The sequence below is a fragment of the Actinotalea ferrariae genome (genome assembly GCF_019733465.1).
GTDB lineage: Bacteria > Actinomycetota > Actinomycetes > Actinomycetales > Cellulomonadaceae > Actinotalea > Actinotalea ferrariae_A.
In genome coordinates this window covers 1-10,037 of record NZ_JACVQL010000180.1, presented here as the reverse complement: position 1 = coordinate 10,037, position 10,037 = coordinate 1, and the positions used below count along the sequence as shown (strand labels likewise).

At 72.0% G+C, this 10,037-nt stretch carries 12 protein-coding genes; 7 read left to right on the top strand and 5 right to left on the bottom strand.

The genetic code is table 11. The annotated features are described in order from the left end of the window. A partial coding sequence (locus tag ICW40_RS14285) for a TPM domain-containing protein (protein WP_221654689.1) occupies nucleotides 1–1,507 on the bottom strand: 1,507 nt, incomplete at its 3' end. A 113-nt stretch (nucleotides 1,508–1,620) separates the two neighbouring features. Here ICW40_RS14285 and ICW40_RS21620 point away from each other — a divergent pair. The 3 genes from ICW40_RS21620 to ICW40_RS14270 all read left to right on the top strand — a co-directional run bounded on the left by ICW40_RS21620 (nucleotide 1,621) and on the right by ICW40_RS14270 (nucleotide 5,000). Then, a complete protein-coding gene (locus tag ICW40_RS21620) occupies nucleotides 1,621–2,184 on the top strand; it encodes an acyltransferase (protein WP_308121816.1) in 564 nt (187 codons plus the stop codon). 200 nt (nucleotides 2,185–2,384) lie between these two features. Next, nucleotides 2,385–3,494: a glycosyltransferase gene (locus ICW40_RS14275; protein ID WP_221654688.1), complete on the top strand. Its 1,110-nt coding sequence runs from the start codon at nucleotides 2,385–2,387 to the stop codon at nucleotides 3,492–3,494. A gap of 219 nt (nucleotides 3,495–3,713) precedes the next feature. Next, nucleotides 3,714–5,000, top strand: coding sequence for an O-antigen ligase family protein (locus ICW40_RS14270; RefSeq protein WP_221654687.1), 1,287 nt, complete (start codon nucleotides 3,714–3,716; stop codon nucleotides 4,998–5,000). Between the two features lie 107 nt (nucleotides 5,001–5,107). On the opposite strand, the gene ICW40_RS14265 is transcribed toward ICW40_RS14270, so the two are convergent. Both ICW40_RS14265 and ICW40_RS14260 read right to left on the bottom strand, forming a co-directional pair. Further along, on the bottom strand, nucleotides 5,108–5,620 hold the full coding sequence (locus ICW40_RS14265) for a DUF2716 domain-containing protein (protein ID WP_221654686.1): 513 nt from the start codon (nucleotides 5,618–5,620) through the stop codon (nucleotides 5,108–5,110). Further along, nucleotides 5,617–6,438, bottom strand: coding sequence for a DUF6796 family protein (locus ICW40_RS14260; protein ID WP_221654685.1), 822 nt, complete (start codon nucleotides 6,436–6,438; stop codon nucleotides 5,617–5,619). Before ICW40_RS14260 ends, ICW40_RS14265 begins: the two co-directional genes overlap by 4 nt. 309 nt (nucleotides 6,439–6,747) lie before the next feature. Here ICW40_RS14260 and ICW40_RS14255 point away from each other — a divergent pair, with 309 nt between their 5' ends. Both ICW40_RS14255 and ICW40_RS14250 read left to right on the top strand, forming a co-directional pair. After that, a complete protein-coding gene (locus ICW40_RS14255; protein WP_221654684.1) occupies nucleotides 6,748–7,146 on the top strand; it encodes a ribonuclease E inhibitor RraB in 399 nt (132 codons plus the stop codon). A gap of 208 nt (nucleotides 7,147–7,354) precedes the next feature. After that, nucleotides 7,355–7,678, top strand: a complete 324-nt coding sequence (locus ICW40_RS14250) for a hypothetical protein (protein ID WP_221654683.1) — start codon at nucleotides 7,355–7,357, stop codon at nucleotides 7,676–7,678. Nucleotides 7,679–7,761: 83 nt separating this feature from the next. On the opposite strand, the gene ICW40_RS14245 is transcribed toward ICW40_RS14250, so the two are convergent. Beyond that, nucleotides 7,762–8,007, bottom strand: a complete 246-nt coding sequence (locus tag ICW40_RS14245; protein WP_221654682.1) for a hypothetical protein — start codon at nucleotides 8,005–8,007, stop codon at nucleotides 7,762–7,764. Between the two features lie 172 nt (nucleotides 8,008–8,179). Here ICW40_RS14245 and ICW40_RS14240 point away from each other — a divergent pair, with 172 nt between their 5' ends. Continuing rightward, nucleotides 8,180–8,446, top strand: coding sequence for a hypothetical protein (locus tag ICW40_RS14240; RefSeq protein WP_221654681.1), 267 nt, complete (start codon nucleotides 8,180–8,182; stop codon nucleotides 8,444–8,446). A gap of 221 nt (nucleotides 8,447–8,667) precedes the next feature. Beyond that, nucleotides 8,668–9,261 carry a hypothetical protein gene (locus ICW40_RS14235; protein ID WP_221654680.1) on the top strand — a complete coding sequence of 198 codons (594 nt, stop codon included), beginning with the start codon at nucleotides 8,668–8,670 and terminating at the stop codon, nucleotides 9,259–9,261. A gap of 161 nt (nucleotides 9,262–9,422) precedes the next feature. Here the strand turns inward: ICW40_RS14235 and ICW40_RS14230 are convergent, their stop codons facing one another. Then, a complete protein-coding gene (locus ICW40_RS14230; RefSeq protein ID WP_221654679.1) occupies nucleotides 9,423–9,860 on the bottom strand; it encodes a hypothetical protein in 438 nt (145 codons plus the stop codon). Nucleotides 9,861–10,037 lie beyond the last annotated feature (177 nt).

Sequence of the window (10,037 nt, the reverse complement as noted above, 5' to 3'; positions counted from 1 at the left end):
GGTCGCCCGCCGTGCGCCGCTGCCGCGCCGCGGCGAGCGCCTCCTCGGCGCGCGCGGCGGCGGCCACGACGGTGGGGTCCTGGGGCGCGAGCCGCTCGGCGTCGGCCACGTCCGCCGCGAGCGACGCGATCCCGCGGTCGATGCGCGCCCCGGCCTCGGCCAGGTCCTGACCGGCACGGCCGACGGCGTCCAGCAGGGTCACGGCCTGCGCGACGGCGTCCTGCGCTGCCCGGGCGAGCGCGACCGCGCTGCCGCGGTCGGTCTCGAGCGCGGCGCGTCCCTGCTCCACGCTGGTCCGCGCGCCGTCGAGCAGCCCGGCCGCCTGCTCGACGTTGCCACGCACGGTGCCGAGCGCCTCGGGTGCGTAGGCGGAGGCGAGCTGGTCCAGCGTCGCGCGGGCCGTGGTGAGGCGGCTGCCGACCTCGTCGGCGCGCCGTGCTGTCTCGTCCAGCACGGTCGGCGCGTTGGCCTGCAGGTCGCGCAGGCGCTCGAACTCCTCGGTCTGCTCGTCGAGCGAGGAGTCGACGCCCTCGCAGATCTGCAGGATCTCGAGCAGCATCGCGCGCCGGCGCGGCTCGTCCTCGGGGCTCGTGTCGTCGAGCTGCTGGCGCAGTGCGAAGGCGCGGCCCATCGCGGCCTTCGCGTCCGCGATGACCTGGCCGAACACCCGCGTCGCCTCGGTGCCGAACTGCGCCTGCGCGAAGCCGAGCTCCTGCTGCGACGTGCGGACGGCGTCGTCGCACGCGACGAGTGCGCGGCTGGCCTGCCGGTTCAGCTCCTCCGTCGGCAGCGCGGCGGGTCCGGTCGCGGGGCGCCCGTCCGGTCCACGCGGCGCCCCCGCGGATGCCCTGCGTCGCGACCGCGCGACGAGGACCAGGACGACCACCACGATGCCGCCCACGAGCAGCACGGGCAGCAGCGAGAACCCGCCGGGCGCGCCCGCGGCACCGCCGCTGCCGCCCGAGGCGGCGTCGCGCAGGCCGTCCGCCGCGCCGATCGCCGCTCCCGCCCAGTCGTCCGCGCTCAGGCTCGGCTCGACCCGCTGGGAGTCGATCGCGCCGAGCTGCTGGTCCGACAGCGCGATGGCGTCGTCGACCGAGATCGCGTACTGCCGGTCCTCGACGGCGACCGCGAGCAGCACGTCGTTGACGCCGAGCCCGGAGTCGATCGCGCTCTGCGCCGCCCAGTCGAAGGGGTCCGTCCCGTCGAAGCTGTCCACGAACGCGACGAAGAGCTGGTACGGCGTCTCGTCCGCGAGCGCGTCGAGCGCGGCCCGGACGTCGGCCGTCCGCCCGCCGAGCGCGCCGACGGTGTCGGTGATCTCGTCCTCGAGCCGCACGGGCGGCTCGGTCACGGCCCCGCCCGCCGGTGCACCGCCGGCGCCGGCAGCGCCGCCGGCGCCCCAGAGCAGCGCGAGCACGGTCGCGACGAGGACTGCTGCGCGACGGTGCCGTGACGCCGTCGGGCGCCCGACGGCCCCGGTCGGAGACGTGCGGCGCGTGATCACCCACCCGATCCTGGGTCACCCCGGTCGAGGCCGCAACGGAACCCCCGGCTCGCGGTCCCGCCGTGGCCCCACCGCTACGGTGACCGCACGTCCCCGCCGCCAGGAGGTGTGCCATGCCCCGTCCGTCGCTGGTCCAGGCTCTCCGGTCCGTGCTCGACCCGGCCCTCGTGCTGCACCTGCTCAAGGTCGCGCGTGCCTACTCCTACTCCCACGTCGGCCCGCGCCGGGAGATGACCGCGGGGCCGGGCCTCGCGATGTCGCCCACGGCCAGCCTGCGCAACGGCTCCCGCATCGTCCTCGGGCGTGAGGTCCACGTCGGGGAGCGCTGCTCCCTGTGGGCAGGGGACTCGACCGGTCGCATCACGCTCGGTGACAACGCCCTCCTCGCGCCCGAGGTGTTCATCACCGCGAGCAACTACGGCACGCGCGCCGGCAGCCCCGTGATGCACCAGGACAAGGTCGAGCGCGACGTCGTCGTGGGCGCAGACGTGTGGCTGGGCGCGCGCGTCGTCGTCCTGCCCGGGGTGACGATCGGCGACGGCGCGATCGTGGGCGCGGGGTCGGTCGTGACCAAGGACCTGCCGGCGAACTGCATCGCGGTCGGGGTCCCGGCCCGCGTCGTCGGGTGGCGCGAGGGCGCTGAGACGGCAGAGGACGGGCTGCTCGCCGGGGGCTAGTGTTCGAGTCCGGCGTCGTGTCCTTCACCTGGAACGCGGACGCCGGACGTCTCGCATGGTGGCCGCCCCATTCCGCCGGCTCGATGTCACAGCCACGATGACAGCTCTTAACTGCGCGGTAACCCGGATGGGCTACCGTCGTGGATCACCCAGCAACGGCGCTGTGACGAATCGTCCCGACCGATGAACGGGGTACGTCCATGCAGCTGGCCCTCGCCCACGACTACCTGACCCAGCGTGGCGGCGCGGAGCGCGTCGCCCTGCTCATGACGAAGGTCTTCCCGGGGGCGCCGCTGTACACGAGCGTCTACAACCCGCACACCACGTTCGACGGCTTCCAGGACGTCGACGTCCGGGTGTCCCACCTGCAGAAGGTGCCCGCGTTCCGCAAGGACCCGCGGCTCGCCCTGCTGGCGCTGCCCAACGCCTGGGACTCCCTGCGGCCGGATGGCGCCGACGTCGTGGTCGCGAGCTCGACCGGCTGGGCGCACGGCATGTCCGTCCCGGCGAGCGTGCGCAAGATCGTGTACTGCCACAACCCCGCCCGCTGGCTCTACCAGGCGGACGAGTACCTCGGCAGCCGGACCGCACGGCGCGCGCTGAGCATGGTGCGCCCGTCGCTCCTCGCGTGGGACCGCCGCGCCGCGCGCTCGGCGGACCGGTACCTCGTGAACTCGAGCATCGTCGCGCGCCGCGTGCGCACGACGTACGGCATCGACGCCGAGGTGCTGCACCCCCCGGTCTCGATCGACGCCCAGGGCGAGCAGGAGCCGGTGCCCGGCGTCGAGCCCGGCTTCTGGCTCACCATCGCGCGCGGCCGGGGCTACAAGAACACGCACGCCGTCGTGGAGGGCACGCGCGGCACGGGCTCGCCGCTCGTCGTCGCGGGCTCGGCCGAGCCGTTCCACGACGCGCCGCACGTGCGCTCGGTCGGCGTCGTCAGCGACGCACAGCTGCGGTGGCTCTACGCCAACGCGCGGGCGCTGGTCTCCGTCTCGCGCGAGGACTTCGGGCTCACGCCGCTCGAGGCGAACGCGTTCGGCACGCCGTCGGCCGTGCTGCGTGCGGGCGGCTTCCTCGACAGCACCGCGGAGGGCGTCTCGGGCGAGTTCATCGAGACAGCCACGGCGGACGCCGTGCGCAGCACGCTGAGCTCGTTCCCGGACCACGACCGGACGCTCGTGCGCTCGCACGCCGCACGGTTCTCCCTCGAGGCCTTCGCGCGTCGGCTGTGGTCCGTGGTCGCCGAGGTGGCCGAGGCTCGCGCGGACGTGGCGGCGAGGGACTCCGTCGACCTGCCCGCCGCCTGACGTGCCGCCACGCGGGCCCCGCGCCGGGGCAGCGCGCGGGCGCCGTCGCGTCCGCGGGCACCCCGCCCCGGCACAGGCCCGGCGTGGTAGGTGTAGGGCCGTGCCGAGGACCGTGCGATGACCGTCGAGACGCCCGCGTCCGCTGAGGCGTCCGGACGGGCGCCGGTCGCGCTCGTCGGGGCGGCGGAGGATCAGCCCGGGTCTCGGTTGCGGAGCAGCATGCTCGTCCTCGTGGCGGCGTTCGCGGTCTACCTCGTGCTGCCGGGTGAGCTCGCGCTCGTCGGACCGCTGCGGTCCAACGGCAGCCCGCTGCGGCTGCTCGGCCTCCTCGCGCTGTTCCTCGTCCTGGCCGGCTTCCTGCGCGCCGACACCCGGCTGCGCGCGCGACCCGTCGCGTGGGTCGCCGTCGCGTACCTCGGCTTCGCGATCGTCGCGTGGACGACGGCGAACACGCGCCTGCTCTCCGCCGACCAGAGCGCGCAGATGGACCGGTCCGTCCTCATCGTGCTGTCCGGTGTCGGCATCACGCTGCTGGGCGCCGTCGTGGTCCGGGACCTGCGTGATGCGCACCGCCTCGTCGGCTGGCTCGCGGCCGGTGCCGTGCTCTGCGCCGTCGTCGGCGGGCTTCAGTTCGCCGGTGTGATCGACAAGTGGGCGGACATCGTCGAGCTGCCGTTCATGACGACCGTGGTGAGCCCGATGGGTGTGGTCGACCGCCTGGGCCTCAACCGCGTCCCCGGCACGACGTCGAGCCCGCTCGAGTACTCGGTCGTCCTCGCCGTCCTGCTTCCCCTGCTCGTGCACCTCGTGCTCCACGCCGGCTCGGTGGGGGCGCGGCGTGCCGCCGGCGCCGCCGCCGCGGTCGTGATGCTCGCGCTCCCGCTCGGCTTCTCGCGCTCGGGCCTGCTGACGCTCGCCGTGACCGTCCTCGTCCTGCTCGTCTTCCTGCTGCCCGTGCACCGCCTCACCGTGCTCCTCACGCTCGCGTTCGCGGCCGCGGGCGCCGTCGTCGCGGCGCCGCAGATCATCGGGGTGTTCCGCGAGCTCATCACGGGCGCCCAGGACGACCTGAGCATCCGCGGCCGCCTCGTGGACTACCCCGAGGCCTTCGAGCGCTTCGAGCAGGCGCCGTGGTGGGGCAACGGGCCGAGCGACGCGCCGCTGATGGAGAACATCCTCGACAACCAGTGGCTCGTGACCCTCGTGCGCGACGGACTCGTCGGCGTCCTCGGGCTCGCGATCCTCATCCTCGGCGGTGCTGCCCTCGCCGCGTGGAGCGCCGGCCGTGCCGCACCGGGCTCGCCTGCCCGGACGTTCAACGGCGCGCTGTGTGCCGGTCTGCTGGGCACCGCCGTCGCCGCCGGCACCTTCGACCTGCTGGCCTTCCAGCAGGCGACCTTCGCCGTCTTCCTGCTCCTCGCGCTTGTCGGGGTGGGCGTTGCGCACTCCGGGGACTCGGCCGCAGCCGAGGGCGCGGATGCGACCTCCTCCGAGCCGCCGCGCTAGACCTTCGCCGCGAACCGCCCAGCAGCGGTCGCCGGATGGCCAAAGCCCTGCCGAGCTCGCGCTTGGTTCGGGGGCTCTGGCCGCTTGAAATGCGCTCGGTCGTGACGCTACGCGAGGCTTTGTGGGTGTCGGGGCAGCCAGGTGAGCAGCTCCCTGCCGAGTGAGCGGACGAGTGGATCGCCCCACAGGGTCAGGGTCTGCTGCCATGGGTGTCCGAGCGTTCCCCACTCGAGGCGCGGGGCGTGGTGGATGAAGTAGTCGCCGTCGGGGAAGACAGGCACCGGCCATTCTGGGAGTCCGGCGAGGGCGTGGGCGCCCGGGTTGTAGCGGTAGGGCGTGTGCTGCCAGTCCAGTGCGATGAGCTCCTCGTCGGCTGTCAGCCAGACGAAGTTCCTCAACGCCGCAGCGTTGACCGCCGCGAGACCGGCCGCGAACCGTGGTCCTGGCACGCTGAAAACGGGGGAAAGGTCGATGACGAGGCTGCCAGCGGGTAGGTCGATCGCCGGTGTTTCTCGTTCGTAGAAGTCCGGCCTGAAGTCGAGGTGTGCGTCCACCAGCGCCCACGCCTCGTCGTAGGGCAGGGGACGCCAGATTCCCTCTGCCGCGAAGGGGCTGCTCACGCCGTCACCGTAGGTGGTGGTCGGCGGCGTTCCCAGCGCCCCGCTGAGCGCTCGGCCGTGTCTGTCGTGCTGCCCGTGCGTGGATCGCCCCGCCGCTGACTCGACGCGGCGGTGATGGCGAAGTACGTCCCCAAGCCGATGCTGATGGAGGCGGGACGGGCGTACCCGCCGACCGGAGCGGGAAGGGCGCCGAAGTTCAGCAACGTCACCATCACCGGCGGAAGCGGCGTTACGACCGACTGCCACCCGGAGGCGGACTCGCCGCGACGCAGCTCAGCCACCGTCAGGCTGGCACTGTAGGCGGCGAGCGCGCCGAGCGTTGCAGCAGTGCTGATCGCCAGCAGCGGAGTGGCGGAGCGTGGCGACGGGCGGGTCTCGTCCTCAGACCCGAGGGCCTCGTCCATCGCCTTCTTGTACGCCAGGATCACCGTGCCGCAGCACTGATGGGTGAGAACGCCCGCGACCGTGAACACGGTCGCCGACGCCTCGGCGATCCGCCGCTCACGCCCGGTGGGGAGCGTTCGACTGATGCCCCGCAGGGCGAGCCACTGCAGCAGGCCTATCCCCACATGGCCGGCGAGCGTTCCGGCATGGATGCGACGCGCGGGGAGGGCGGCGCCGTTCCACAGGGACCGCCATCTGTCGTCCGCATCGATGTGCGGAGGGACCATGCCGGCGGCTTGGTCGAAGTCTCGGCCGGAACTCGGCCGGCCGAGGATGAGCACGTCTCCGATCCCGGACAGAAGGGCGCCGGTCAAGCCGACCAGGGCGAGGCCTCGGGGCCCGGCGGGTCGCTGAACGGCCGTCCATGTGACCACGACGGCATGCTAGCCACGATGGCGCCGCCAAGGGTTGTCGCTGGCTAGCGCTTCTGATCGAGAGTCGGATTCGGCAGTGCGTCTTGGGGCTCGGGTATCTGATTTGCTCGCTCGAGGGCGTCGAGGATGGCGTCCATCTCCTCGTCATCCTCGGCCCCGTAGACGTTGAGATCACTTCGGTCGTAGCGCCCTGACATGGCGATCACGGTAGTGGTGAGCGGATCGTGCGCCGTCGCGTCCCGACGGTGAGGACGTCGGCTAACGTGCGAGGCTTCCGGCTATTTCTGGGCACGAGACGAGGAGCGTGACGTGGGCTGGTCCCTCCGGACGATGTTGTCCAGGTTCGACCGTCGGCCGATCGACCCCGAGGAGCGTTCACCGCAACTTGGGCTGAAGTACAAGGACCTCATGCTCCTGGACGCCATCCAGAAGCAGGGTGGGGACCTTCTTGCTCCGCGACACGTACTGCACTACCTGTACTTCGCTTCGTCGGGCGCAGCTGCGAGGGCGCGCGACGAACTCGTCGCGGCCGGATGGCATGCGCAAGCCCGCGACCCTCTGTCGGAGTACCCCGATCAGTGGGGCGTCGTCGCCGAGCAGCACGACGTCGTCCTGGAGCCGGACTTCGTACGAACTGCGACCGACCTGATGGAGGCGGTGGCCGCACGGGGCGACGGCGAATACGACGGCTGGGAGGCGTCGGCGTAGCCAGTCTTCAGCGGCGGTGATCCACTTCGTCCGGCGTCCGGCGTCCGGCGTCCGGCGTCCCGGCATCCCGGCATCCCGGTCAGCGGCATGGCCGTGCATAGGGCCGCGTCCGTCACGACGGCCTTGTGCCGCGCGAGCGAGCGGGAGCACGCTGGCAGCGTCCACCGCCACGCCGCCGCGGTGCGTGGCTGCCTTCCCGGAGGTCCTCATGACACACGACGATCCACGGGTCCACGGGTCGCTCGACGGGTACGCCCGCGCCGCGCTGTGGCTCCTCCCCGTGTACGGGCTGCTCCTCGCGGCGGGCTCGGTGACGCACGAGCCGGACCGCACGGTCGACTTCGCCGCGTACGCGCGCTACGTCTCGACGGATGTCTTCCTCCTCAGCCACCTCGTCGCGAGCGTCCTCGGTGCAGCGCTCGGCGCGCGCCTGCTGGTGGCCGTGGCGGGCGTGCTTGTCGCGCTCCGGCTGCCGCACGGCGTTGCGCGCGATCCCGTCGGTGTACGGCGCGCCAGGGTGCGCCCCGCCTGAAGTGTGGAGTCGACGTCCCGGTCAGCGGCCTGAACGTCCGGTTCCTGCCGCGCGCATCTCGACGGTCCGACGGCTACCCGCCCTCACCGCTCGGCCTGGTCGTGAGCCTTCGACTGCAGGTGGCGGAGGCGTCGGCGTAGTTGGCTACGGAAGCGGCGTTGATCAGTCTCTCGTGCAACGAACTGAGGATCGTTGGCTGCTTCGAAGAACTCGTTCTCGGCGTCGTCCAGGCCGCCGTCCGAATCGACGAGGCGAGCGAGCTCGACCCGCATCGGTGGCCCGTCGGGAAGTTCGGCCGCCCAAGGCGACTTCGGGGACATCGCAGCCATGCGTCCTATGGTCCCGCACTGCCCGCCTCGGCGGTGAGCGCCGCGCGCGGTCAGCGGCATGACCGTGCGGGCCGCCGCTGCGCCGGTGGCCGTGCAACAAGCGGCCACGCCCGCCGTCTCGGCAGTTCGAGGGGGCTAGCCTCGCTGCTCGGCCGGGAGAAAAGAGTGTGCGATGAACCGCGTGACCCCGGGTTGGCGCCTCGTCGGGGTTGTCGGGGAAGGCACTCCGGTCGACGTCGTGGGCCTGAACCCCTGGACGGCTCGGTGGGAGCCGACACTTCAGCGGATCACGGTGGCCCATCCGTCGCACCCTGAGCAGCGTCACGCGCTGGATGTGTGGCATGCAGCCGCGCCCGGTGGGCATGTCGTGACCTTCGCCGCAGGGGGGTTGTCGAATGGTGCCTGGGCGTTCTTCGTTCCGGTGACGTCGCGGACCTGACGGCCGCGCGAACTTAGGCAGCCCAAGCGCAAGCCGCCGGGCCACGGACATCAACGCCCGACCTCCCGCGCCGATGTGCGCTCGGCCGTACCGGTCAGCGGCATGACCGTGCGGTCACGGACGGATTGATGGTCCAGTGAACGGCCTCGCGGGAACTTCACCCCACGGCGGCGGGTCGAGAACTGGAGGATGTCGACGAGCTGACAGAGGAGGCAGGCGTCATGCCGGATGACCAGGTCCGTGCCTCTCCGTACGAGAGCTCGCTGCAGGTGGCTCAGGCTGCGATCTGGGCCGTGGTGTTCATGTGCACGTGGTTGGCGGTTGTTGGCCTGCTTCCGGGCCCGACCTTTGAGCTCGCTGATGAGCTGAGTGACCGAGGTGCGACCGTCGTGGCGAGCGACGTCCGTCGGCACATCGACACCGGCCGCGGGTTGTACGTCGCTGAGGTTGAGGTGACGTTCCTAGCTGATGGGCGGTCCGTGACGACTCACCTGCAGCACGTGACGGACGTGGGGGACACGGCCGCCGGTGAGGACGTGATCGTCCCTCGGGACGGTCTGGAGTGGGGGGACGGGCCGTACGAGTGGTGGGAGGAAGCCGACCAGATCCCGCCCGGGTCCCGGTACGCGCCGCCGCTGAGACTGCGGTTCGTGCCTGACCACCCGGAACAGGCGATGGCGCAGGCAGACCTCGACGCGCTCGAGGCTGCAAAGCCGAACCACCCCGCGTGGGCGTTGGCGTTTGCTCCGCTCGCTATTGCGCTTCTCGTTCCCCAGGTACGTCGCCTCGCCTCACGGCGACGCTCGGCCGAGTAAGTCGGTCCTCACTTCGCACCTCGAGGCTCAGCAATCGCACGCGAGGCGCGGCGACCACAGGAGGCCGCAGGCCACCGCTCGGTCAGCAGCCCTACGGGTCCGCGGTCGGGCGATCGATCAGCGGCATGACCGTGCGCTCCAGATGGTTCAGGGCATCTCACTCAGTGCCGACCGCGCATGGTTTGCCTTCGGCGGCGTTGCGGCAGCCACCACGTGAAGGGATGGGCGTACCTGCGGTAGGCGCGCTCGAGAGTTCCGGGGGGCAGGTCCCATCGGCCCTCGACCACCGGGACACGCGCCATTGCAAGGAAGAGCTGCCTGACGTATTCGTATCCGCCGTGGGTGTCTGCTCGGAGGAGCGTCCTACCGGTGGGTGTGGGTTCCAGGCTTCGCCCGGCGCTCGTGACCAGCCCCGAGGCAACAAGGCGGCCGATGCCCTGGCCTACCTCGTCCTTGGTAGGGATGGAGTGGTTGTAGTGGTCCGCTGCAGCGACGAGGCCGCTCAATTCGTCGTGCCGGATGCCGTCGCCGATAGCGGCCAGAATCCAAGCATCTGAGAACTCCCAGCACGCCTTGTCGCCGCCGCGGGCCCCGGTCATGCCGTGACGCTACCGCTGACGGCGGGTGTGGCAATCGGGTGCCACACGCGGCCGCGACCGCGCCGCTCCTTCGTCGGGCGCCCGGGCCGCGGACCACATCAGCGCCCGGTCAGCGGCATGACCGTGCGGTGCCGGCGACATCGCGCGGGACTGCTGCAGGGCTGGTTGACACTCCAT

Excerpts from the sequence above, each read along its gene's own strand:
- ICW40_RS14235 (WP_221654680.1), top strand. The coding sequence starts at position 8,668 with ATGCCGGATGACCAGGTCCGTGCCTCTCCGTACGAGAGCTCGCTGCAG.
- ICW40_RS21620 (WP_308121816.1), top strand. The coding sequence starts at position 1,621 with ATGCCCCGTCCGTCGCTGGTCCAGGCTCTCCGGTCCGTGCTCGACCCG.
- ICW40_RS14270 (WP_221654687.1), top strand. The coding sequence starts at position 3,714 with ATGCTCGTCCTCGTGGCGGCGTTCGCGGTCTACCTCGTGCTGCCGGGT.
- ICW40_RS14250 (WP_221654683.1), top strand. The coding sequence starts at position 7,355 with ATGACACACGACGATCCACGGGTCCACGGGTCGCTCGACGGGTACGCC.
- ICW40_RS14275 (WP_221654688.1), top strand. The coding sequence starts at position 2,385 with ATGCAGCTGGCCCTCGCCCACGACTACCTGACCCAGCGTGGCGGCGCG.
- ICW40_RS14230 (WP_221654679.1), bottom strand. The coding sequence starts at position 9,860 with ATGACCGGGGCCCGCGGCGGCGACAAGGCGTGCTGGGAGTTCTCAGAT.
- ICW40_RS14240 (WP_221654681.1), top strand. The coding sequence starts at position 8,180 with ATGAACCGCGTGACCCCGGGTTGGCGCCTCGTCGGGGTTGTCGGGGAA.
- ICW40_RS14245 (WP_221654682.1), bottom strand. The coding sequence starts at position 8,007 with ATGGCTGCGATGTCCCCGAAGTCGCCTTGGGCGGCCGAACTTCCCGAC.